Here is a 23,646-nt window from a genome sequence, read left to right on the forward strand (position 1 = left end):
CGTTGCGGATTACATACACCCCGTCTGCATCACCTGTATCCTCTACATATCTGCGAAGAATAACGGAGGCGTATTTTTCGTCAAGCTCCATCGTGCAGCATATCCTGTTCATTTTCTCACAAGTCATAAGGGTAGAGCCGCTGCCGCCGAAGGTGTCAATGACCACCGCATTTTCCTGTGTTGAATTGCCGATAGGATAACTCAGAAGGTCAAGCGGCTTGGATGTAGGATGATCGGCATTACGCTTTGGCTTTGCGAAATTCCAGATGGTAGTCTGCTTTCGGTCTGAATACCATTTATGCTTTCCGTTCTGCAAAAAGCCGTAAAGCACAGGCTCATGCTGCCACTGATAATCGGAGCGGCCAAGCACCAGACTGTCCTTTACCCAGATACAGCACCCGGCAAGATGCAGTCCGGCATCAACAAAAGCCCTGCGGAAATTCAGCCCTTCGGTATCAGCGTGAAATACATAAGCAGCACCACCGCTTTCAAGGTGTTCGACCATACACTGAAAGGCAGAAAGGAGAAAATTATAAAACTCCTCGTTTTTCATACTGTCATTCTGGATAGTCAAGCCGGAGGAGCTGCGAAAAGAGACTCCATACGGTGGGTCAGTCAGAATGAGATTTGCCTTTGTGCCGCTCATAAGGGCAGCGACATCCTCTGCGGAAGTTGCATCGCCGCACATCAGTCTGTGTCTGCCGACAGTCCATATATCTCCTCGCTGAACAAATGCCGCTTTTTCAAGTGCGGCAGTCAAATCAAAATCATCATCCTTTGCGCTTGTATTATTATCATCAGCAAACAGGTCAGCAAGCTCGCTTTCATCGAAGCCTGTCATACCGACATCAAAGCCCATTTCCTGTAAGGATGCCATTTCTACTTTCAGAAGCTCGTCATCCCATCCGGCATCAAGCGACATTCTGTTATCCGCCAGTATGTACGCTTTCTTCTGTGCCTCGGATAAATGTTCTACGAATACACAGGGTACTTCGTTTATACCTTCTTCCTTCGCAGCGGCTATCCTGCCGTGTCCGGCAAGGACATTGAATTCTCTGTCGATAAGAACAGGATTGATAAAGCCAAACTCACGCAGGCTTGAGCGTAATTTCGTTATCTGCTCCGGCGAGTGCGTCCGGGCATTGTTCACATAGGGAATCAGCTTGTTAATGTCAACAAGCTGCATCTGCGTTGTCGTTATCATCTGATCAGCCCCCATTCTGCGAATTTCTCAAAGCCACCCAGATCGTGTATGTATTTTCTCGCAATCTCTACAATGTCAGCATAGGGCTTGCCGTCAACGGTATCATCACCGATAGCACAGCTGATCTCCACAGGTCTGCCGAGAGCCTGTGCTTCAAGAAAAGCGTAAATATTCACGCTGACATCAGCCTTTGACAAATCCTTGCCGTGCAGACCTCCGCCTGTAACGCTGTCGCCCATGTCACTTCCGAGCTTGCGGTTAATAGCACCGCAGTCAACATCACTTCCGCCTGTCCAGTCACCGAGGGGATTTATCACAGCCGCCGGGAACATCTTACGGAGATTTTCTGTATCTGCGTTGCTCTGGCAGATCACAAGACGGTCGCCGTCAAGGATATATTTGCCATCCTCACCGAAAGCGAAATAAAACTGCTTCGCAATAGCCGTCAGCCGCTCCTGTTCACCAGTCACGGGTACACCCTTGAAGATGCCGTTATCACCGCAGCGTATACGGCCACGCTGATTCTCAGCAAGAATAGGATCCTGCTTTACCTCCATATAATCTGTCATCAGTTTCGGTGCAAGACGCTTTACGATTTTTGATATTTCGCTGCTATCGAAATGCACAGAAGTTTCTGCCATAATATAGCAAACGCCGTGCCCGAGCAGTACCTCTACCGCTACTCTCGGATCCTTTTCTTTTGCATACGCCAGATCAACTATCGCTCCGGCAATTCTATCAGCGATCTTGTCCGGATGCTGAGGGTTCACCTTTTCGTACATAATTTCTTCCTCCTAACCGAATTTCCGTTTCAGAAACTTTTTCAGTCCCTTACGGGTGTCAAATATTTTTTCCTTTGCTGCCCACATCGGAGCAGGCTGATAACGCTTCTTTGTATCATTTTTCGCTTGATACCGTTTTTTGTGCTGCATCACTTTCCCTCCCTTGCACGGAGCAGCCTTTCCATCGGGTCAATCTCACCACCGCCATCAATATCCACGGTGCAGTTCTCTTTGACGACCTGATATATTTGCAGCCACATCTGCTGAGCCTGTTTCAGATAGCTGTGGCTCATTGAAACAAATGGGCTTTGCACCACCGATGTTGTTACTGTCGGATGCTTACCGACAAGACCGTATCTCGTTATAGCTTCTTCGCACTGCATCCACCTTGCGGCGCACATCGAATATTGCTCAACAAGCAGAGGGTTAACCAATTTATCGCAGCCTAACTTTCCAAGCCATCTGCACATTTTGGTATATATTTCGTCAGCACCAAGCGGTTTTCCGTCACGCTGCATTGCCGATAGATAATCGCCCGGTTTCGGCATATCGACACCTTCGATATTTTCAGGAATATCGAGCCGCCTTAAAGGGTGATTTCCGGGATTGCCGGCATCGAGTTTTTCTTTCAGTGCTTTTGGCTTGCGCCCTGCACCCGGTCTTGCACCTCCGCGATTGGTTCCGTCTTTTGCCACTGATTCAGCACCTCTTTCCAGAAAGAATTAGAAAAATCAAACGATGTTTGAAAAATAATCAAACCCCGATTGAAAAAATTGCAGCAAAAAAGCCCGATTGCGGTCGGGCTGATGTGTTTGAATTCTGTTTGATTATTAGGTTGTTATGGGGCTTTTCAAATTAAAATGCCATTGAGAAAAAATTTTAAAGAGTTCCGGGGCATATACCGTCTTTGAATTTGCGATTTTTAAGTACGAGAGGGGCGCCCGTTCCTGTGTAATTCACTTTTTAGAGATTTTGACCACCCCTGGGGGTGGAAAAATCCCAAAAAATAGCCATTTTTAACCCTGCTGTGGGTGATTTGCCCAAATTGACATATCAGAGTGTAAGTCTGCTACCTGTCACCTCGTCTGTGATGTATCTGTTCATGGTGATGGAAGCAGACTGACATCAGGTTTGATTCTTCATTCGTTCCACCCTCTGCTAAAGGTTTGATGTGGTGTACGATGTCAGCGTGACCAACATAACCTTCCTTGAAACAAAGCTCACAGAACGGATGCAGCTTTACATAACGGGTACGAACCTTCTGCCAAGCAGAGCCGTAGCGTTCGCTCCGTTTATATCTCCTGCCGTACTTTTCGTACTGCTGGTTTGCTATTTTCTTATGCTCCTCGCAGTACAGTCCGTCCGTCAGCTTAGGACAATTCGGATAAGCACAGGGTCTTTTAGGTTTTCTTGGCATCAACATCACCTCCTCATTATCTCGCCACAATGAAAAAAGCCCCGACGTGGGGCTTGATTTTAATCCATCATTTCTTCTGCTTCTTTCAGCAGCTCCTCGCAAGTTTTATTAATACTTCTTCTGCACTGCTCGTCAAAGCGTTTGTAAAGCATCTTCTGTTCCTCCTCGGTCAGATCGATAGTATACATATCTTCATTATCGACGCTGTCCGAATCCGCCACAACGGCGGCTATGCAGGTGTCGAGGTGGCTGTTGGTAAAACCGTTCAGACTTATGAAGAAATCATAACAGCAGTCATCGTCACAGTCATAACAGTCATCACAGCCACCGTTGTCAACTCCGACTATCGGGTACATAGGTTTGAAACCCAGTTTATGTCGCAGTCTGTCAACGATCTCTATAAGTCCAACTGTCGGCATAAGCTGAAAGCGTACTGTCGGGAATCGTTCAGGACAGCATATGTAAGCCTGATCCTCACCGTAGATAAGCTCCGATTCAAAATCGATAAATATCTCTGTGTTTATAAAGGCTTCCGACAGTGTGGGGCTTTTACTGGACTTTTTGTCTGTGACATTTGAGACGTTCGGCGCATTAGCTGTGCTGTCCACACTATCCACAGTGGCGGTATCTAAACTCATCTCACCAATCATTCCGATATAACGCTCAATATACCACACGGCTTTTCTCAGATCCTCGACTTTTTTTCTCTTATCCTTCTTTCCGGCACGGCTGATGTATTTTACAGCGTTGCCGAGATGGTAGGGCAGCTTCTGATCTTCGATATAATAGATCACCTCGATTTTACCTGTCGTGTAGTGTGCTGGGTGATTCACGGGATCATTGGTTTGAGCTATGCTATCGTGTTCGCTCTTTTTATTTTTTTCATCTGCCATATTTAGCTTCCTCCAGTTTTTAATTATTTGTGCTTTTTCGTGCTTTTAGGGTTCTATAAAAACTCCCTCTATATACTGTCGTAGGAGAGGGCATTTGAGAGGTCATAGGCACAAAAAATTTTAGCTTATTTTTAATTTTTGTTTTAATACACAATTTTAAACCACCTCTCTTGGTGTTTTTGCCTGTGCTTTATTTAACCCGTACTTATCCAATCAAACACGCAGTTCATTTTTCTAACACGCTATTCGTATTAGCAAACACGCGGTTCGTGTTTACAACCTTTGACCTTGCCCGCAACGCTACCACCACACTCTTTGGCACGAGCGAAACAGGCGCACACAAGCGCATTCAAAAGATGTCCACAAAGGTTAATCAATTGTATTGTAGTGAATGTAGTGGGTGTTTTCGGTTTCCCTATATATGTATTATTATTTACATATAACTGTAACCAGAAACACTCACTACATCCACTACAAACAAAAGATAAAAACGAAACAACTTATTAAAAGGGCAGTTAAAAAAGACAATTATAAAGCTATTTTTTAACTAGCGGTTTATATTCTTGATTTGCAGTATAGAATATAGTCCCGTCAAAAACTGCCCTTATTCTTCCGGTACAAATTCCGGTTTATGTTCCTCTCCGGCTGCCCATGTAACATCATTGACCATTGGTGTAGGAGTACCCTGCTCATTCCACGGGCGGCGCACCATATACACGAATCCTGCTGCCGCCATCTTTTTCTTGAAATTCGCTGCATTCTCATATTTAAAACCGTTTTCGGCGCACCAGTCCTTATAACGGTTATAAATAGCAGAAGATCGAAGCTCCTGACCTGCTTGTTTTTGAATGCACTGATTCGTGAACATAGTTATCCTATCAGACTGAGCACGATAGTCAGCCGTGGCTGAAGCTACAGAACCCGGCATTTTCAGACCCTCGTCCTGATAGAGAAGGAAACCTTCCAGGCACCAGTTAAGGATACCTGAAAGATTGGCAGGCTCGGCAAAAAAGCTCTTAAGATCAATATCACGCTCTTCGGCAGTAAAATGACGATTGAACGGTATAATGCGGATACGGTCGGATTCAAACAGCGTCATATCGGAGATCTGCGGCAGATGGTTTGTATCAATAAACAGCTTGAATTGTGGTTTGAACTCGAAGCTATTCTCTCGAAGATAACGCGCTGTTAGTGTGTTATTACCCGTCATCTGTTTAGTTAATGACGCATCGACAACCATACTTTTCTCCGGCTCAGATACATTCACCATTCTCGCACCATTTAACCTCGCAACATCCTCAGAAGGTCCGGAGCTATCCGCAAACCCCTTCTTAGATAACATCTCAGGTTTTGCCGTCCTGCCGTATTCACCGAGAATACGCAGCACCGTTTCCATAGTCGTACCCTTACCGTTACGGCTTGTGGGACCGTACAGGATAAACATACACTCCAACCTCGTATCTCCCGACATCGCATAGCCGATAGCTTTCTGAAGATATCGGATACGATCCTTATCACCTTCGAACACCTCATCCATAAAACTGATCCAGCGAGGACAGGTAGCGTCCGGGGCGTAATCAACATCAGACAGCTTGGTTAAGTAGTCAGATGGAGAGTGAGGTTTGAACTCCATTGTTCTTAGGTCTATGGTACCGTTATGGCAGTTAAACAGATATTTATCCCGGTCAAACGCTTCCATACGGACAGCTATATCTGTGTCATTCCCGGCATCTTTTATCATAATATCTCTGAACTTCTTCTGGTCGAGCTGCTCTACTCGTTTGAGAAAACGTGTCCTTGTGTCCTCTGATGTAATGGTAGCTGCAAAAGATAGGAGTATATCGTGAAAGTCCTTAGCCATTTCGGATATTCTGAGATTATGCGTATCAGGTCGCCAGACGCGACCATCGTATATATACCAACAACCTCTTGTGTCGTTCATCAGGATAATGCGGCGGAAATAATCCACGAACATTTTTGCATTGCCTATCTGGAACGATTCATAGCGAGGATTTGTGTGTGGACTGAGTGATTCAATACTTGTATCAAGGCAGCGCAGGTCGGGAGTAAAAGAATATCCCTCACGCTCTCTTCTGTCACGCTCGTCTTGAATAGATTCTATATCAAGGCTCTTAAACTCATCTTCCGGCGAGGATTCTGTGATCACAGGGCGGTATATTTCAGAGCAGGAGTGAATGGCATTACGTATAGTGATCTGTCCGTATGTAGCATCACCTGTCATACGATCCCACTTATCACGCATCAAACCGGAAGAACGGAAGATACGGTCGATTTGTTCTTCCACACAGCCGCACCAAAAGGCAAGCATTGATACAAGTGCCATATCAGCATCTGATCTTGAATCATATCCTTCCTCCCAGCGGCCTTCCATAAGAGCTTTGAACTTATCCCCAGATGCGGAATCAGATGCGTGTTTTATGACCTGTTCATCTGTAAAATATGAAACGGGAGAGCCGGAAAAGCCGGACTTTATCGGCGAGGTGCGTTTCATAAAAGTATCAAGCACCGACTGCAAAGCTTCATCGTTGCGGGCTACGCTGCCGGGTCTGTATACATCACCTGTAACTGTGACAAAGCGATTAGTAGTGCCGGGGAGATACACTTCAAGTCCGTGCTTACGGTTGTTTATGTAATACACCGTCTTATCATAGGCAAAATCGGGCGACAGCTTGAAGAAACCTCGCAAGCCCGTAGAGCTGGGAGAGCGTTCAAAATATGCGTCAGGGAAGAAGGAGAGAATGGATGCCGCCACATCATTTAAAGATCCATCATCTCTGATGCAATGGTCTATATCGATAGCACCGATACCCTCAGAGACACGATAGCCGATGCCATCCCAGCCGCCCATAGCATAGGCCGTCATAGCTGTGGAAAAATCGGAAAATGTGGATGTATCATTGGTTCTCGCCATCTGTCCCGTTCTCGGATCATACGGCACCTTCGTAGCTCTGCCGCTTCTCTTTTCATATTTCCACAGGCAGAATGAAGCATTGGATTTCAGCTCCTGCGGAATATTTACGAAATTCACTCGTTTAACTTTTGCTTTTGTAGCAGGGGTAGTAGTGTTGTTGCTGTTATTTATCTTGTTATCAGGCATAATAAACCTCCTCATTGCGTTAGTATATAGTCATATATTTATCACAGCTGTGCCTTAACAGCGGCTATCAGCTTTTCCTGTGTTACATCTTTTGATGCCAAAGCAGCAAGTACATCCTCATCAACTGTGTTTTTCGTAACGATATGATGTATTGTTACTGTTTCCTGCTGACCCTGCCGCCATAGACGGGCATTTGTCTGTTGATACAGTTCCAAGCTCCATGTCAGACCGAACCAGATAAGGATGTGTCCGCCCGACTGTATATTAAGTCCGTGTCCGGCTGATGCGGGATGAATAAGTGCGACAGGTATAGAGCCGCTGTTCCAAAGTTCTATATCTTCGGATGATCTGATATCTCTTATTTCATATCCTGCCGCTGTCAGATGCTCTATAATGCGGGTGCGGTCATGCTTGAACCAGTATGCTATAAGCACAGGCTGACCGTTTGCCGCTTCTATAAGATCTTCGAGCATATCCAATTTACGACTGTGGATAAATCGGGCTTCCTTGTTTTCGTCATATACGGCTCCGTTGGACATCTGGAGCAGCTTATTTGAGAGACTCGCCGCATTTGCAGCGTCAACATCACCGTCCTCGGTTGGGATGATAAGATCACGCTTGAGCTGGTCATAGAATCTCTGCTCTGAGGGTGACATCTCCACCTCGTGATTGACATAGATACAGTCCGGGAGATTGAGGTAATCAAGAGCTTTCATTGATATTGTAATGTCGGATATTTTCTCGTATATCTTTTCTTCCGCGCCGGGGCGAGGAACATAACTGAACACTACACCTGTGCTGGGATTCATAGAACCAGGCTTGAAATACGATTCACGAAAGCGACCTATAAATCTGCCGAGCCGTTCGCCGCCGTCAAGAATACCGATCTCGGAAAACAAGTCCATTAGACCGTTGCTTGTCGGTGTGCCTGTGAGACCTATCCAGCGTTTAACAAAAGGTCGTACCTTACGCAGCCATTTGAAACGCTGTGACTGATAGTTTTTGAAAGAGGAAAGCTCATCGATAACAACACAGTCAACATCCCAACGAAGTCCGTTTTTATCGTAGTACTCCACGAGCCATTTGATGTTTTCCCGGTTGATGATGTATATCTGTGCCGATGCACTTACCGCTGCTTTTCTCGTTTTCAGGTCACCCACGATGACGGAAATATCAAGATCTTTCAGGTGATCCCATTTTTCCTTTTCCGCTGCCCATGTATCCCGCGCCACACGAAGGGGCGCTATCACAAGAACCTTTGATACCTTCAATTCATCAAATATCAGATCATTGAGAGCCGTGAGCGTTATCACAGTTTTTCCGACCCAAGCCCATATCCAGAAAAAGAGCAGAAACGGGATGTGACTTGATATAGTCAATACAGAATTGCTGATAATCATGTGGTAGGAACTTCAAAGGGCATCACCTCCGTTTCCACTGTTAATTATTGTTCTGCTTACCTTATCCAGATCAAAGAATCCTGCCAAAACAGACGGATCCTCCGGCTCGAAGTTGTCGCCGTAATCGTCCATATCATCAAGACTGCCCTGATCATGAGGCAAGGCTTCAATATCAAGCTCCGGCACCTTTGCACCGATATTTTCAGGAAAGGGTGTACCGGGTGTCCAATTCTTTATCGCTTCTATCGCGGGCTTTATCTGTGAAAATCTGTCGATGCAGATAACAGGAAAACCGAGCTTCATCAGCTGATAGCGGCGTTTTCTCTGCAAAGGGCGGAGTTGCTTTCCGGGGGCTTTTAATTCTGCAAATACAGTCTTTGCCGGGAAGAAAAGTACCAAGCGATCAGGCAGCCCGTTGGCAGTCTGGGAGGTGAGCTTGTACGCTACACCTCCTGCGGCACGGACTGCTTTTACAAACTCATTTTCAACTACATATTCTCTCATCAGCAGTCACCGTACCTTTCATGGCATGATTGCTTTTTTCCTTTCCATTGATAGCACCAGCGTGTTTTCGGAAAACGCTCATAATCGTCTCTTGTATAGAGCTTGCAGCCCCTTTGTTTTTCTTCGCCCCAGCCACAGTAATATCTGCAATTCTCGCAGCACTGATCATATACATACATTTCCTCGTCAGCACCAAATCCGTCTCTATCGATGTATCTTTCACGGTATCCGTCAGAATAATTATCATAGCTCATATTCTCATCCCCCTCACGCATTTATCTCTTTCCACCTTGCAGGCTCCATTGTGGCAATATCCCAACCGATGCTTTCAAGCTCGGTCGCTCTGTCATAAGACTCAACATCCTGTGATGCCCTTGTGACCGCATTGGAAAGACCGTAAAGGCTCATATCTCCGCCACGGATAAGGTAATCCAAAATGCTTTCCTGCTCGGTCTGATTGAAACCATAGCTCTTACTTGTCAACTCCACAACATCCTGAACCTTGCCTGTGATAAGTGCTCTTGTGCTGTCCTGCAACTTTCCGATAATTGTCGGGTATCTGCTTTCGTCAAGAGTAGCTTTTGCTACATCCTGCAATTTCAGCATAAAAGCCTTATCCTCGGCTTCTATTGCCGCATCGGAATATAAATCAAAGCTGTCCTCCATAGCTTTTGCCTGTCTGCCGACATGATGACGGCGCTCTCCGAAATTATTTACTACACAACCGTTTGTGCAGATAAGGCGGTTCAGGAAAGGTCGTACAACTACCGCACCAAGCCCTACTTCAGAGTTAGAGATGATAATACCAAACTCCACCCAGTCGCCCGGAACAACCTCATAACGCTTCATGTGGAAACTGATCTTGATATACATTCTGTTTTCCGTTACCTCTGACGACATCACCTCGTACTGATCGTTCCCCATGAAAAGAGGGAGTATTGCCATTGCAATCTGGAGATTATCGATTCTGCGATACCTGTCAGAAAGAAAAGCACGGGCGACCCTGCCGTTTCCATAATCAAGGGAACGGATCATATACGACTGATCCTTACTGCCAAGCCATGTGTTCACATTCTCCGCTAATAACTCCGGCTTTTCACGGCGCATCAGGTCATAATACTTCGCCGGGATATTGAGTGCACTGCCCATTTGACGATGGAAAAGCTCTGTTGTGCCGAGCGTCTCACGGCTAATCACCTGTGTTGATGTTGTGATCTGCGCCTGCGGAGAATTCATATACAGCGTAGAGCCGTCACTTTGCAGCTCCAGCGATGCCGCCGGGCTTATGTAATCCCTCTTTACATCCTCCTGCCTTTTCAGTTCTGCCATAACCTCTGATAATGTTCTGCCTTGTTTCATTGTGCATCCTCGCTTTCCGCCTTATCGGCTGTTGAATTATTGTTTTTATCCTATGTGTTATCATGTTTGTCGCCCTGCTGTTCCGCATCTTCTTTTGCAGACTTTTCGGCTTGCTCCTTCGCTGCCTTTTTCGCCGTCTTTTCAGCGACTTCTTTGGCTTTCTCTTCTGCCTTTCTTATCTCCTCTTCAAGCCGTTCTTTGGCTCTTATGGGGCACAGCTTGATAATAGCTTCGGGATCAATCTCCGTACTCATAAATGCCGTATAGAACTCATAATCCTTTGAGCGAAAGAACTTCTCAAGGCTGCGTTTTTCGAGCTTACATTCATGTATCTCTTTATCTGTCAGGCTACCTTTAAACAGTGCTTTCAACATTTCGATATAGTCATCCACAGCAGTCATAACCACAGTTATCGCAAGTTCAGTATAAGGATCCTCTCTTGCCGATGAACCTGTGTTCCACGGCTGCCTTACGACCATCATTTCAGGGTGTTTTTGCATTTGTTTTCATTCCTCCTTTTCGTTTGCCGCCCATAATTTTTGATGCAGCACTAATCCTTGAAGTAAAATTTCTCACCTTTGTATCCTGCCGATGACAAGGGCAAGCCCTCCGCCCACGGAGGATTTTGATTCATAATGGAGCAGACCTTTTCTACCGTAGTTGAGCCTACAGGTGCTTCAATTATCACTTCATCATGCACGTGTGCTACTATTTCAAGCCCTGCAAGCTCCATCCGCCGCATAGCCTCTGCCAACAAATCTCGTGCTGTTGCCTGGGTAATATTCTCCACGAGCTTTCCGCTGTATGTTTCGCCACGCACCCACTTATTTCCTGCATTCAAGCCCTCGAAAGTAACAGCCATCCTACCGAAACGATTAGGCTGGAGCCTTGGCTTTATGTATGCGAGCTTCCGCCCTGACGGGAGAACGAGCCACAGAGTATTTGCATAAAACTGAAAACCGATCTTCCCGACAGTTCTGTCCTGATGATCCTTTATGGTATCGACAGCAGCCTTTTCAACGGCATACCAGAACTTTGTGATATTTGGATTAGAATTTCGCCAGTCATCTATCAGGTCAGGAAGTTCAGATTCTTTCAGCCCCATTTCCAATGCGCCCATTGATATCAAAGCACCGGCTCCGCCTCCGTATCCACACGCCAGTTCTGCGACCTTACCTTTTTGTCTCAGCTCACCGTTGATACCATGCTTGACGACAGGTACTCCGAACATCTGAGATGCCGAAGCACAATAAATATCGTCACCGTGCTTAAAGGCATCAATGCGCCACTGCTCCCCGGCAAGCCAAGCTAAAACTCTCGCTTCTATTGCTGAGAAGTCGGCAATAATAAATTCACATCCGGGCTTGGGTATAAGCATTGTTCGGATAAGCTGTGACAAAATATCAGGTGTGTTTCCATAGATACTTTCCACCATATTGAAACAACCGAGCTTGACAAGTTCTCTGGCTTCATCAAGCGTGCTAATCTCGTTTCTATAGAGGTTCTGAAGTTGAATTAATCTGCCGGACCATCGCTGAGTCCTTACAGCACCGCTGAATTGAAACAAGCCGTGTGCCCGTCCATCATCGCATATACATCTTTCCGCTGCCTGATATTTCTTTACAGAGCTTTTCGCCATTTGAAGCCGCAGCTTCATCATTTCAAGTGCCTCACCGTCAACGCTGTGCTTATCAAGGTCAGTTATCATTGCGGAGACATCTTTTTTACCCAGCGTACTGACTTCAATACCACGCTCTTCAAGCCAGCCCTTAAGTTGACTTACACTATTCGGATTTTCAAGTCCTGTCAGGGCATACGCTCTTTTCGTCATTTCTTCGGACAGCATCAGATCACAGGTGATCGCCTTTGTAACCAGTTCCTTATCGATCATTACCCCACGATCATTTATTCGCTGATCCATGTGGTAATGATCCCATTCGGAATCGGGCAGCGGAAAATTCTCCAACCGCTTTCTTATCGCTCTCTCAGTCCTTACATCCTGACGGCAGTATTCCTTGAACCTCGTCCAGTCTTCCGGGACGTGTTCGGGAAGATTTCTTGTCCTGCCGCCGTTGCTTTTTGTCGGCTTGCAGGGAACAGAGAAATACTTAATAAGCCGTTCTCCCGCATCATCTTTTTGTTCGCCGGTCTTCAGCACCTCCGCAGCAGTTTTCAGTTTCAGAGGAAGCGAAAGGCTCGCCGCCCATACCATTGAGCACTGCCACGAATCGGGGGATAATAAGGTATTAAAATACTTTGATAAGCAGGTACGCTCAAACTGTGCATTCCACGCTGCCTTGATGATCGAATCGTCAAAAATAGCATCCACAACCTCCTGCGGCAGCTTTTCGCCGCAAGCAAGATCGACTATTTTTGTCTCCTCATCATCGAAAGCATAAGCAAAAAGCAGTATATGAAAATCTCCTTCAACATAGCGATAAACGCCGCATTTTGTAAGGTCTACATCGCTGAACGTCTCCAAATCTATGGAAAGCAACCTTCTTTTATCTGCCAAAAAATCATCTCCAATCTCTCTGTGCTTATCTGCACCTTATAAGAACCGCCGCAGAGATACAGTCTCCGACAGCTCTTGTAAAGTGCAGACAGGAAAGGCGAACCTCTCCCGCCTGCGGTATTAAATCAAGAGAGTGCGAATTTTACTTCAGATAATCGGGAAGATCATCCTCGGTAAAAATACTCTCTCCGTCATCGTCACCCTCGACTTCTGTGAAATCGGCAGATGCAGAAGCCTTTCCGGCGAGACGCTCACCGTCCTTGACCTTCTGGATATTACCCAGACCTGCTGCCACACCACGATTGCCGTTTGCATTATACGCATAGAAGTTAACACTTACATTGCAGTAGTCGCCGGAGCCGCACTCCATCGGGTCAATGATAGGCTGTACCTTGCGGTCAACGATCTGGGGAGCATCCTTGCTGTTGGCATTGACAAACATTGCGTCCGCATACGCTTCATCATCCGGGCGGTCAATATCGCCGTCACGTAAAGGGAGCTTAAGATTAGGAGGGAGCTTGCCGCCCCACTTTTTGCTCTTGCCGAGTTCCTTTGCCGCTTCAACAGCAGCTTTGATTTTTGCGATTGTTTTCTTGTCGCTCTTCGGGATAATACATGAAACGCTGTATTTTTCCTCACTGCCATTCACGCTTTTCGGCTCCCAGATGTTCGCAAAAGAAATGCGGCAGGGGATGATCACCTTAGTGACCTGTGCCACGTTATTCTGATTTGTGTTCTGATTATTGGTCATAGATTTCTACCTCCAAAGATTTCTTGAATGTATAATTATTCATTGTATGCAACCGTGCTGAAAATCGGTTTTGCATAATTTTTCTTACTCTCCTTCGTCAGGAAGGGCTGCAAATTCCTGTTCGGGTGAGCTGTTAAGCTCAACAGCTTCTCTCGGATCACTTTCGGGAACAAGTGAGAGCTTTCCGGGCGGCTTTGTAACATACTTTCCGAGCAGCTCAGCAAATTTTTTCTTACCCATCATTTTTTCAAACTCGGTAAGGGTTATGAGCTGCTTCTTGTAAAGGTCGGTATAGCCGTTAGCAACAGCCGCATCGACAACTGCCTTCGTGTCTGTGAACACTCTTTTGCTCCTGCCCTCGACAACCTTGTATCCGGGTATCGGCACACCGTGATTGATAGCTTCGGAACTAATGAAAGCGAAAACAGATTCTATCCAGGAGCTTATGCGGTTAAGTGTAGGCAAAAGCTGTGCAAGTTCTGATATTGGTATGAGTCCCGGCTGTTTGAAAACAGGTTCACTCACATCTACTTTGGAAGATACACTTTCTTCATCACTTAATGCCCCTTCATCAAGATCAATGAATTCCTCTCTGCACAACGATAGAGCTTCATCCTTACAAGCCTTGCACACAGGCTTTGCACGGCAGAAACGGCACCAGTCTCCGGGCATCTGTTCGCCTTTGCCCTCATAAGCCAGCTTTGCTGTTTCCCTTATGCTTTCGCCCCAGCTTTCAAGCTCCTCTCTGGTACATTCAAAAGTGCTGATATTATCAAGCCTCGGCTGGATGATGCTCATACGAACAATCTCGATATCGTAAATATAGCCATAGGCGGCCAAGCCTCCGAGTGCGTAAAGCATCATCTGCGAGTTATGATCGGCATCGACAAAAACCCCCTGCCCAGTTTTGAAATCTGCTATATGCAGAACACCCTTCCCGTTTTCATCTCTGCCGATAATCAGCATATCCGCTGTGCCGAAGCCCGATGGAGCAATATGGCTGTAATCGACCTTTTCTTCGACCATCACCAGAGGTTCGCAGCCGTTCCTTTTCATATCTTCGATAACACTTATGACAAACTCTGCATAAACATCTGTGATCTGGTCGATCTCCTCAGTGTAATATTCCTCTGACTGGGGACGCTTCACTCGTTCCTTCATATACTTTTTGACCTTGTATTCGCATACCTCGTGAGCGAAAGTGCCCTCGGCAGCATACACCGAGCTTTCATTCGGAAACTGCTCCTGCAATCGTGCGGAAGGGGTACAGTGAAGCCATTGCTTTGAGCTTGATGCAGAAAGTAGTGCATGTATATCCGGCATTCATTCACCCCCTTTCACAGAGCCGCAAGATCAGTAACAAAGGCTTCGTACTGTTCGGGCTTAAGGTCGCTTACCCTTTCAACACCATAGGTTTTCAGAACCTGTCCGATCTTTTCGTTGTTGTCCTTGTTCTGTTTTATCTTGCGGACGATTATTCTTGTAATGTCATCGGTTGTGATTGGGCGAGCGGTGTTACCTGGTTTCTGTGGCTTTTCTTCCTGTGACTTTTCCTCCGGCTTATTCTGTGGCTCATCAGGAACATCTTCTTCGATAGTCAGTTCTTCGCCTGTATCCACAACAATCGGAGCTTTAGCTGTATTCATCACAATTCCGACTTCAACACTTCCTACCGCCTCAAGCATTTTTACTGCCCCGGAGAATACAAGATTTATACCTTCTGCGAGCTTTGCCATATCAACGCTGACTGTGTTTTCCTGTTCGCTTGCTTTTGTTTTCTTTTCTCTTGCCATAGATCATCATCCTTTCTCATACACCCATTTCAAAAAACTCGACATCGGGATAGAAAAGAGAGTCAAGCAGCTTTTTCTCAGCATCACGCTTGAACACATAACGCTTGACGGGGATACCCCATTCCTTTGCCTTTCTGATTTCCTTCTCCATACCGGGGCTTATGCGTCTGCCGATGATCCAAAGCTCCGAGCACTGTGCAAGCCATATAAGTCCCATGATCTGTCCGTATTCACGCTCCGTCTTGTCGCTGTCTTTCAGAAACTGGGTAAAGAACAAATGGGGAGCGTAAGGGACATTTCCGTTAAGAGCTGCAAATCTGCAAGCCTTCTGTGTGATCCGTATGTTACGATTCGTATCTCGCTCCATTTCTTCCTTTGTTTCGCCCCTCGGTGCAAACGGCGAGCAGATAAACACCTTTTTAGGCTTTACAAACCTTCTTTTTTCAATGTTCATATTGTTTCCTTTCTCCGCAGGAACGGCTGCGGTCCGTTGTTTATGTACTGACATCAGCGGATATACACTGCCGTGCCTGTAGCATCTGTGTTGAGGAGGATATCAAGTCCCTCTATATACTGTCGTGGGAGATGCCATTTGAGAGGTTATCCCTCTTAAATTCAGAAAAAATTTTTTGCCTTAGAGAGTGCCCAACCCAATCTTTCTTTTACAGATCTCTTTGAAAGTCCCAACATATCTGCAATTTGCTGCTGTGTGTACCCATCTTTGTAATAAAGAAGGAATACTTCTCTCTGCTTATCGGTCATAGCCGCCAGCATCTCCTTATTCCTTTCTTCTCTTATAAGAGCATCAAGCGGATTTTCACCGAACCTGCCGTCATTCCAGAAAAACATACCTCTGTATTTATCCTCCACAACTTCCTCAACTGCACCACACTTATCGCCGTAATCATCAGTATCATAATCTTTCGCACCTTTACGGCTACATCTGCGGTTCATAAGGTTGCTTTCAACCCTGTGGTCACCGATAAGCGTAACAGCTGTAAACCAAGACAACGATTCAAGCATTTCATCAGGGATTTCTTCTTTATATGGCAGCATTCCTCCCTCTGATGCTTTGGGCTTTGTAAATACATATGTAAAGCTTGTGCAGTCGGGCAACCAAAGAACCGTTCTGCCGGATCCGTTATCATATACGGCAAATCCGTTTGAATAGACAGTGCATTCAACATTCTCGACAGGCATACTCCCGGACATAGGATAAAAGGCTATGGGCTTTCCTGCATTTTCACGGAGCTTTTTCGGTGTGGGGATCTCATGCGGCTTTTCTCCCAGATTGAGTAACTTCAGCAGCTCACCGAGAGTAGTGTTTTCGGTGATGTTGATTTCGTTAGTGTCTGTGGGAGTTATGGCATTGTTCGTAACATTGACAGTTACATTTCCGTTGATAGTGATGCTGTTTTTAGTGTTTTCCATTGTTAGCGTCCTTTCCGCAGGACGCACTACTGGCGACAGATACTCTCAGAACACCACACCAAAAAAGGGTACACAAAGGCAGCAGGTGTCTGAAACGATCGCCGATTGAAAACCGGAGTGTTATCTCCGTTTCAATCAGTTTATCGTTTGAACATCTGTCTGCCAGTGTGCACCCTGACTTTCAAATGATTTTTTATTGTTTCGGATTTCGTATACTCTTGAAATCCGTGTGCTTGTAAAGATAAAGAATTTAGGCCATACTTTTTATATGTACAATAAATTGTATGCAAGCTGTTCCGACTGAATATTGGTTATTGTATGTTACTGGTTTTTAAGATATAATTATCTTGTGTACCGTGGTCAGCCGGGCGGTATCTTTGCTGTCTCTCAAGCACAGCTATATTTTAACCCAACTGACAGTTGACATGCAGTAGACAAGAACTTGACATTTGACTGACAAAGGCTCTTTTTAGTTGACATTTTGTTGACAAACACTTACCAACTCCCAAAAGGCGGTTTTTTAATATGATTTTATGCTTTGGCACATACGCAAACATTTTAAAGAAATGCTCATTGCCCGGAACTACTAACCGAGTAATTGTTTCTACTCTTGTGGGGACAATAGATCCCGATAATAGTTACAACGATGACAGCGATAACACATCTGTTTCACGCTTGATGACTTGTAAAAGAGATTTTCCGTCCGTTGAAATAGAATCCTCACAGGGACCTATACATTCAGTCGGAGGCGGTTTGACAAATATAATAGCTTTAGCAAAAAGTATCAGCATATCCGAAATAGAAAACAGATTTGATTCAGTTATCGCACTGCTTGATGAAGACAAAAAAGCTGCCGTAATCGGAGCCATGCACCATGTAATACGAAACGATGATACTTTGGAAGGTAATCATCGTTCTTTGTTTACAAGATGTATGGGCGATACGGCAGCAAATACTGTAAATAAGCATGAGGTTGACATAAAGAGCTTTCTTGCAAGGCTGTTCTTATATACTGTTCTCACTAATGAAAACACAGCCGGACAAGACTCTTTATCTGAAATAAAGGAAAAAGGGTTTATAGAAAGGTTTATATCATATCCTGTTAGTTTTGTTTCCAAAACAGAATCAATCACCACCCCTTCTTCAAATGAAATGACCGATGGAATAAACGGTTATCTGCAAAAGCTGAAGGATAAATACGACAGCATCACAACACTTTTATATAAGGATACTCCCAGACCGTTTTATGATTTCTATGTATGCAATAATGTCAGAAAAGAGGTAAGAGATCTTAAGCATCCCAATCAGTATTCTTACGAAACAATAAATGACGCAACGCTTTCAAAGCTCATAGCAGTTTCAAAATATATTATCCTCAGCGGAACAGGCGGATTGGGAAAATCAATGATGATGCGGCATCTGATGCTTGATGCGATCAACACTTATGAAGATGCACAGCTAATCCCGCTTTTTATCCCTTTGCAGGACTTTGACTTATCCTTTGACAGTATCACAGATTATATATACGCTGAAATATGTAACCTTTGGTCTGAACTTAAAAAGGATGACCTTATAACCTTACTTGCTTCCGGCAAGGCACTTATCCTTTTAGACGGTCTTGACGAGATACATACATCCAAAATACCGGCATTCAGGAAAATGCTGAATTCATTTGTTGACCGTTACCATAACAATACATTTGTTATTTCTTCAAGACCATTCAGCGGTTTTAAGTCATTTGGCCGCTTCACCTCGCTTGAGCTTCAGCCGTTTACCAAATCTCAGGCATTGGCACTCATAGACAAACTCGATTTCAGATCAGATTCTCCTAAAATTAAGCAGAGATTCCGCAGCCTTCTTAATACGGAGCTTTACTATTCCCACAAAGGCTTTTCTGATAATCCGCTGTTGCTGACCATTATGCTACTGAATTTTGAGGAATATGCGGAAGTACCATCTCAGATGCATATTTTTTATCAGGAGGCGTACCAGGTACTCGCAAATAAGCATGATTCAACTAAAGGCGGATATAAACGCCCATTAGTCACAGGCTGGAAAGTTAGCGACTTTGCAAATTACTTTTCCTACTTCTGTGCAGCTACATACAGCAAGGGCAAGACCCGATTTACCTATGATGACTTTGATATGTATTTCCACAAGCTGAAAGAACATTATCACATAATCGATGTTACCACTGATGATTTTATCTATGATCTGTGCAGCAATCTTTGTCTGATGTATGAGGACGGTCCCAAATATACATTCACGCACAGGTCTTTTCAGGAATACTTCTGTGCGAGATATTTTTCCAGACAGAAGGATAAAAATCTGTCAATGATAATCCCGGTGTTCGACAGAAACGACCAGACAAAAAAGACCGATACTACTTTACAAATGCTCTTTGACATGATACCGGCAAAAGTGGAGGAGTATATTATCCTTCCATATTTACAGCAACTGGTAGAAAAGTGCGAAAGCGAAAACGGTGTTCAGACCTTTCTTCAGACCATCTATCCTGAGTTTGAATGTGCAGACGGTGATCTGAGAGGACAAGAAGAAACTGATCCGGCATCCAATCTTTATGAATTTATCCGCGATTATTATCATATTACCTGTGAGTATGTAAACCCCGATGATTATCCTGATATCGACAAATTTACGCAGTCCGAATTCGTATGGCGCGAGGATATCAACCAAGCTGACTATAGGGATGACCTTCCGGCAGGCTATGAGGATTGGTACGGTGAACCGGAGGTTACAGGTAGGATTTATTGCTTTGATTGGGATAGAATATTCGACCGACCGGATAAATATAAAGAGCTTATCGCCGTGATCAATGACGGCAACAAGCCCTTCATGAAGGAATATAACGATATAAAAAGATTGATGCGTGAACTGACGAAAAAAGCAAAGCCATCTGGTGATGATCTGTTTGACATCCTTGATTAAAAAGCTATTGACAGAACAATCGTTCCGTTATATAATAAGAACAAACATTCCGGCAACATTGTTCCACACATCATAAGGAGGAAAACATCATGACTGAGCAACAGAAAAGGATCGATCATGTAAAAGAGCAGACTGCAACGATCGGAGAAAAGCTGTCAGCACTGCGTAAATCAATCGGTATGACGGTTACGGCACTGTCGAGAGCAAGCGGTGTGTCTGAGCGTTCTATCCGCTATTTTGAACGAGACGAAAGGACACCGAGAGTGGATGCTATCAAAAAACTTGCAGCTGCTCTTGAGGTTGGTACCGACTACTTCCTGGACGATGACATTCTGGAGGAACAGCTTCATAATGAAGAATTTCTCGCAAGAGCCAAAGAAAGATATGGCTCAAGGGGAATGGCACAAGGCAGGGCTATTCTTGAGCAAGCACAGGCTTTCTATGCCGGGGGTAATCTTTCCGAGGATGAACGATTAGCATTCAGAGATGAAATGGAAGCTATCTTCTGGGATTCAAAAGAGGATGCAAAGAAATATACGCCGAAAAAATACCGTTCATAAAGAAATATCAAGGTAAAGATTAAGGCTGATAAAGGTTGACAAAGGGCTGAAAAAGGACGATAAAGGAGTAAATGCTATACGATGATACCCCAATCCATTAAATTGGCAGAATGTGCGATACAAAAATATAAGACAAGAGATCCGTTTGAGATAATAGAGCAGAGAAAAATAAAACTCCGTATGTTTACAACAATGCCAACCCTGCTTGGCTATTATACTGTAGTAAATCGCAAACAGTATATCGGGATAAATTCCCACGCAAATGAAGAGGAACAAGTCATTGCCGCAGGTCACGAACTCGGTCACTCGTTCCTTGATTATAAAACAGCTGTTGCCGGGACTCATTTCGAGGACACTATGGCCTACAGCATCAGCAACAGCAGATGTGAGATTAACGCCAATCTGTTTGATGCCGAACTGCTGCTTGAGGATGACTATATTCTGGAACTGATCCATTATGATGACTACAGAAGGGTTAAAAAATATATTGACGAACACATCGGTGAATATAAAAGTAAAAAAGCAAGGTACGATTTTGAGCAAGAACAGCTTATGAATTTTTGGGATAACTATAGCGATATACCAGCTATCTCCCGTCTTGCTGCGGAGCTTGGTACGGATGAACATCTTGTGGAATTCAAATTGCAGGCACTAAGCTATAAAGGCTATGATCTTCCGAATCTGCCGGAGCTTAAGGCGGATTTTTTGAGAAGGTATTGAGAGAAAAGTATGCAGAAAGAAAGAATTATCCGATGTACAATAAACTGTGCATCGGGCTTTTTTCTGGAATTTTGCGTATTGATATTCACTGCGCTTGTAGTTTATAATAGAAATACGTAAAACCATATTTTAGCCAAAAAACTGTTATGCAGTGTTGAAAAATTAGGCGAAATGTGATACGATAAAAATGGATTTTTGTGTGTACCCAAGAAGCAGTTTCAGGAGGTAAACGATGGTAACTGGTGTTATTAAAAACAAAATAGATAAAATATGGACGGATATCTGGGCTGGCGGTATCACCAATCCTCTGACGGTCATTGAACAGCTCACCTATCTGATGTTTTTACGCTCACTCGATGAAAAAGAGCTTGAAAACGAGGAATTTGCCAATATGACGGGTGATACTGCTGACCTGATCTTTCCTCAGTCTGAAATCGGACAGGCTATGCGTTGGAGCAAATTCAAGAACAAGGACGCTCGTGATATTTTCAGCATTATCTCGAAATATGCCTTTCCAGCAGTAAAAAAGATGAAGTACGGCAAGCTGCCCGATTTTGATGCATCCGGCGAGCTGATAGAAATCGCTGACCGTGAGGACGGAGAACAGGCGCAGACCGCTTTTTCACGATACATGGAAAGTGCAGTGTTTGTGATTCCTAATGCACAGGTGTTACAGAAAATCATAACGGGACTTGATGATCTCTATGAACATGATATTGCTGACCTTGATATGCAGGGTGATCTGTATGAATATATGCTCGGTAAGCTCTCCACGGCAGGTCGGAACGGTCAGTTCCGCACCCCGAAGCATATCTGCGAGATGATGGTCGAACTTGTGGCTCCGACACCGGATGACCTTATATGCGATCCGGCTTGCGGCACCGCCGGTTTTCTCGTGTCCGCAGCAGAATACATTCGGGAACACTATGAAGATACGATGACTGATGAACAGTGGGAAGATTTTTCAAACAAAACCTTCACCGGCTATGATACCGATCACACCATGCTCCGTATCTCGGCTATGAACCTGATGCTCCATTCTATCACAAATCCCGATATTGACTATAAGGACAGCGTTTCAAAGCAGAATAATGTCAGCGGCAAATACACGGTTTGTCTTGCAAATCCGCCGTTCAAGGGTTCTATTGATGCGGAGAGTATTAATGATAACCTGAAAGCTGTCACGAATACAAAAAAGACGGAGCTTTTGTTCCTTGCCTTGTTCCTGCGGCTTTTGCAGAAGGGCGGCAGATGTGCTTGTATCGTGCCTGACGGTGTGCTGTTCGGTTCAAGTAAGGCTCACGAGTCTATCAGGCAGGAGCTTATAGAAAATCATCAGCTTAAAGCCGTTATCTCTATGCCCAGCGGCGTTTTCAAGCCCTATGCGGGAGTGTCCACAGCGGTGCTTGTATTCGTCAAGACCGATGCGGGCGGTACGGATAAAGTGTGGTTTTATGATATGAAAGCGGACGGCTTCTCCCTCGATGATAAACGCTCGGAGATTGCGGAGAATGATATTCCCGATATTATCGCCCGTTTCCATAATCCTGACGGTGAAGCAGGCAGAGAGCGAACGGAGCAGAGCTTTTTTGTTCCGAAGCTGGAAATTGTGGATAACGACTATGATCTGTCTATCAACAAGTATAAAAAGACGGAGTATGTAGCGGTGGAGTATCCTCCGACAAGCGAGATTATGGCAGACCTTGACGGGCTTTATAAGGAGCTTGGCGGTGTGCTGTCGGAGTTGGGGGGATTGCTGAATGAGTAAAATCCAGTTAAAAGATATTTGTTCCTTTTCAAAAGGTAGTCAAATCAATGGTGATGAACTTATAGAAAATGGCGAATATGACTATCTGAATGGAGGTATCAATCCCTCTGGTAAATGGAGCAATTTCAATGTATCGGGCGATACTATAACAATAAGTGAAGGCGGCAATTCTTGCGGATATGTAAATTATATGCCAAATCCTTTTTGGTGTGGTGCTCATTGTTACTATCTTTATGATTTAAGATGCAATGTGAAATATTTATATTACGCATTAAAAAGCCAGCAAGATAGAATAATGAAACTTCGTTCAGGGGCTTGTATGCCTAATATCAAAAAAAGTGATATAGGTAGTTTTGCTTTTGAATATACCGAAGAAACAAGTATTCAGAACATAGTTGTTTCTAATCTTGATAAAATAACTCGCCTAATAGACCTATGCAACACTATTCTTGAGAAACTCGATTTGCTTGTCAAATCACGGT

The 23,646-nt window shown here is 44.6% G+C and carries 22 protein-coding genes and 1 pseudogene; 5 read left to right on the plus strand and 18 right to left on the minus strand.

What is annotated here, in order from left to right; all coding sequences use genetic code 11:
- From ACLU24_RS06720 to ACLU24_RS06805, 18 genes and pseudogenes are all read right to left on the minus strand, one after another.
- On the minus strand, positions 1–1,204 hold a 1,204-nt coding region (locus ACLU24_RS06720; protein ID WP_412611254.1), incomplete at its 3' end, for a site-specific DNA-methyltransferase.
- Entirely contained in the window at positions 1,201–1,986 is a 786-nt protein-coding gene (locus ACLU24_RS06725) for an S-adenosylmethionine synthetase N-terminal domain-containing protein (protein ID WP_412611256.1), read from the minus strand. The genes ACLU24_RS06725 and ACLU24_RS06720, both read right to left, overlap by 4 nt.
- Before the next feature lie 12 nt (positions 1,987–1,998).
- On the minus strand, positions 1,999–2,136 hold the full coding sequence (locus ACLU24_RS06730) for a hypothetical protein (RefSeq protein WP_173550303.1): 138 nt from the start codon (positions 2,134–2,136) through the stop codon (positions 1,999–2,001).
- A complete protein-coding gene (locus tag ACLU24_RS06735; RefSeq protein WP_412611257.1) occupies positions 2,136–2,681 on the minus strand; it encodes a P27 family phage terminase small subunit in 546 nt (181 codons plus the stop codon). Before ACLU24_RS06735 ends, ACLU24_RS06730 begins: the two co-directional genes overlap by 1 nt.
- A 374-nt stretch (positions 2,682–3,055) precedes the next feature.
- A complete protein-coding gene (locus ACLU24_RS06740; protein WP_412611260.1) occupies positions 3,056–3,403 on the minus strand; it encodes an HNH endonuclease in 348 nt (115 codons plus the stop codon).
- A gap of 59 nt (positions 3,404–3,462) precedes the next feature.
- Positions 3,463–4,296, minus strand: a complete 834-nt coding sequence (locus tag ACLU24_RS06745) for a DUF3310 domain-containing protein (RefSeq protein WP_412611263.1) — start codon at positions 4,294–4,296, stop codon at positions 3,463–3,465.
- A 604-nt stretch (positions 4,297–4,900) separates the two neighbouring features.
- Positions 4,901–7,414 (minus strand): phage/plasmid primase, P4 family, encoded by a 2,514-nt coding sequence (locus ACLU24_RS06750; protein ID WP_412611265.1) that lies wholly within the window; start codon positions 7,412–7,414, stop codon positions 4,901–4,903.
- Between the two features lie 41 nt (positions 7,415–7,455).
- A pseudogene (locus ACLU24_RS06755) lies at positions 7,456–8,830 on the minus strand (SNF2-related protein).
- Complete coding sequence (locus ACLU24_RS06760; RefSeq protein ID WP_412611267.1) at positions 8,827–9,318, minus strand: VRR-NUC domain-containing protein; 492 nt, start codon at positions 9,316–9,318, stop codon at positions 8,827–8,829. The pseudogene ACLU24_RS06755 and the gene ACLU24_RS06760 overlap by 4 nt, the downstream one beginning before the upstream one ends.
- A complete protein-coding gene (locus ACLU24_RS06765; RefSeq protein WP_412611269.1) occupies positions 9,318–9,572 on the minus strand; it encodes a hypothetical protein in 255 nt (84 codons plus the stop codon). Before ACLU24_RS06765 ends, ACLU24_RS06760 begins: the two co-directional genes overlap by 1 nt.
- A 13-nt stretch (positions 9,573–9,585) precedes the next feature.
- A complete protein-coding gene (locus ACLU24_RS06770) occupies positions 9,586–10,677 on the minus strand; it encodes a DUF932 domain-containing protein (RefSeq protein ID WP_412611272.1) in 1,092 nt (363 codons plus the stop codon).
- Between the two features lie 50 nt (positions 10,678–10,727).
- Positions 10,728–11,177: a hypothetical protein gene (locus tag ACLU24_RS06775; RefSeq protein WP_412611274.1), complete on the minus strand. Its 450-nt coding sequence runs from the start codon at positions 11,175–11,177 to the stop codon at positions 10,728–10,730.
- A 50-nt stretch (positions 11,178–11,227) separates the two neighbouring features.
- Positions 11,228–13,192, minus strand: coding sequence for a DNA polymerase (locus tag ACLU24_RS06780; RefSeq protein ID WP_412611276.1), 1,965 nt, complete (start codon positions 13,190–13,192; stop codon positions 11,228–11,230).
- 142 nt (positions 13,193–13,334) lie between these two features.
- Positions 13,335–13,943 carry a DUF2815 family protein gene (locus tag ACLU24_RS06785; protein ID WP_412611278.1) on the minus strand — a complete coding sequence of 203 codons (609 nt, stop codon included), beginning with the start codon at positions 13,941–13,943 and terminating at the stop codon, positions 13,335–13,337.
- Between the two features lie 84 nt (positions 13,944–14,027).
- Positions 14,028–15,266, minus strand: coding sequence for a DUF2800 domain-containing protein (locus ACLU24_RS06790; protein WP_412611280.1), 1,239 nt, complete (start codon positions 15,264–15,266; stop codon positions 14,028–14,030).
- Between the two features lie 14 nt (positions 15,267–15,280).
- Complete coding sequence (locus ACLU24_RS06795) at positions 15,281–15,736, minus strand: hypothetical protein (protein WP_412611283.1); 456 nt, start codon at positions 15,734–15,736, stop codon at positions 15,281–15,283.
- A gap of 16 nt (positions 15,737–15,752) precedes the next feature.
- On the minus strand, positions 15,753–16,190 hold the full coding sequence (locus ACLU24_RS06800; RefSeq protein WP_412611285.1) for a DUF7768 domain-containing protein: 438 nt from the start codon (positions 16,188–16,190) through the stop codon (positions 15,753–15,755).
- A gap of 161 nt (positions 16,191–16,351) precedes the next feature.
- Positions 16,352–17,167 carry a sigma-70 family RNA polymerase sigma factor gene (locus tag ACLU24_RS06805; protein ID WP_412611288.1) on the minus strand — a complete coding sequence of 272 codons (816 nt, stop codon included), beginning with the start codon at positions 17,165–17,167 and terminating at the stop codon, positions 16,352–16,354.
- Between the two features lie 525 nt (positions 17,168–17,692).
- On the opposite strand from ACLU24_RS06805, the gene ACLU24_RS06810 reads away from it, so the two are divergent.
- The 5 genes from ACLU24_RS06810 to ACLU24_RS06830 all read left to right on the plus strand — a co-directional run.
- A complete protein-coding gene (locus tag ACLU24_RS06810; protein WP_412611291.1) occupies positions 17,693–20,116 on the plus strand; it encodes an NACHT domain-containing protein in 2,424 nt (807 codons plus the stop codon).
- Positions 20,117–20,205: 89 nt separating this feature from the next.
- The gene (locus ACLU24_RS06815) at positions 20,206–20,676 is read left to right on the plus strand and encodes a helix-turn-helix domain-containing protein (protein ID WP_412611293.1); all 471 of its coding nucleotides are present in this window, start codon (positions 20,206–20,208) and stop codon (positions 20,674–20,676) included.
- An 81-nt stretch (positions 20,677–20,757) separates the two neighbouring features.
- Positions 20,758–21,396, plus strand: a complete 639-nt coding sequence (locus ACLU24_RS06820) for an ImmA/IrrE family metallo-endopeptidase (protein ID WP_412611295.1) — start codon at positions 20,758–20,760, stop codon at positions 21,394–21,396.
- A gap of 232 nt (positions 21,397–21,628) precedes the next feature.
- Positions 21,629–23,164, plus strand: a complete 1,536-nt coding sequence (locus ACLU24_RS06825) for a type I restriction-modification system subunit M (protein WP_412611297.1) — start codon at positions 21,629–21,631, stop codon at positions 23,162–23,164.
- Positions 23,157–23,646 (plus strand): restriction endonuclease subunit S (locus ACLU24_RS06830; protein WP_412611299.1); only part of this gene is annotated, 490 nt, incomplete at its 3' end. The genes ACLU24_RS06825 and ACLU24_RS06830, both read left to right, overlap by 8 nt.

The sequence above is a fragment of the Pseudoruminococcus sp. genome, from assembly GCF_047012705.1.
GTDB lineage: Bacteria > Bacillota > Clostridia > Oscillospirales > Acutalibacteraceae > Pseudoruminococcus.

What these genes read in the sequence shown, in the direction of transcription:
- ACLU24_RS06820 (WP_412611295.1), top strand. Translation starts at nt 20,758, where the DNA reads ATGATACCCCAATCCATTAAATTGGCAGAATGTGCGATACAAAAATAT.
- ACLU24_RS06725 (WP_412611256.1), bottom strand. Translation starts at nt 1,986, where the DNA reads ATGTACGAAAAGGTGAACCCTCAGCATCCGGACAAGATCGCTGATAGA.
- ACLU24_RS06800 (WP_412611285.1), bottom strand. Translation starts at nt 16,190, where the DNA reads ATGAACATTGAAAAAAGAAGGTTTGTAAAGCCTAAAAAGGTGTTTATC.
- ACLU24_RS06745 (WP_412611263.1), bottom strand. Translation starts at nt 4,296, where the DNA reads ATGGCAGATGAAAAAAATAAAAAGAGCGAACACGATAGCATAGCTCAA.
- ACLU24_RS06795 (WP_412611283.1), bottom strand. Translation starts at nt 15,736, where the DNA reads ATGGCAAGAGAAAAGAAAACAAAAGCAAGCGAACAGGAAAACACAGTC.
- ACLU24_RS06805 (WP_412611288.1), bottom strand. Translation starts at nt 17,167, where the DNA reads ATGGAAAACACTAAAAACAGCATCACTATCAACGGAAATGTAACTGTC.
- ACLU24_RS06740 (WP_412611260.1), bottom strand. Translation starts at nt 3,403, where the DNA reads ATGCCAAGAAAACCTAAAAGACCCTGTGCTTATCCGAATTGTCCTAAG.
- ACLU24_RS06790 (WP_412611280.1), bottom strand. Translation starts at nt 15,266, where the DNA reads ATGCCGGATATACATGCACTACTTTCTGCATCAAGCTCAAAGCAATGG.
- ACLU24_RS06785 (WP_412611278.1), bottom strand. Translation starts at nt 13,943, where the DNA reads ATGACCAATAATCAGAACACAAATCAGAATAACGTGGCACAGGTCACT.
- ACLU24_RS06810 (WP_412611291.1), top strand. Translation starts at nt 17,693, where the DNA reads ATGATTTTATGCTTTGGCACATACGCAAACATTTTAAAGAAATGCTCA.
- ACLU24_RS06765 (WP_412611269.1), bottom strand. Translation starts at nt 9,572, where the DNA reads ATGAGCTATGATAATTATTCTGACGGATACCGTGAAAGATACATCGAT.
- ACLU24_RS06825 (WP_412611297.1), top strand. Translation starts at nt 21,629, where the DNA reads ATGGTAACTGGTGTTATTAAAAACAAAATAGATAAAATATGGACGGAT.
- ACLU24_RS06750 (WP_412611265.1), bottom strand. Translation starts at nt 7,414, where the DNA reads ATGCCTGATAACAAGATAAATAACAGCAACAACACTACTACCCCTGCT.
- ACLU24_RS06775 (WP_412611274.1), bottom strand. Translation starts at nt 11,177, where the DNA reads ATGCAAAAACACCCTGAAATGATGGTCGTAAGGCAGCCGTGGAACACA.
- ACLU24_RS06815 (WP_412611293.1), top strand. Translation starts at nt 20,206, where the DNA reads ATGACTGAGCAACAGAAAAGGATCGATCATGTAAAAGAGCAGACTGCA.
- ACLU24_RS06770 (WP_412611272.1), bottom strand. Translation starts at nt 10,677, where the DNA reads ATGAAACAAGGCAGAACATTATCAGAGGTTATGGCAGAACTGAAAAGG.
- ACLU24_RS06730 (WP_173550303.1), bottom strand. Translation starts at nt 2,136, where the DNA reads ATGCAGCACAAAAAACGGTATCAAGCGAAAAATGATACAAAGAAGCGT.
- ACLU24_RS06760 (WP_412611267.1), bottom strand. Translation starts at nt 9,318, where the DNA reads ATGAGAGAATATGTAGTTGAAAATGAGTTTGTAAAAGCAGTCCGTGCC.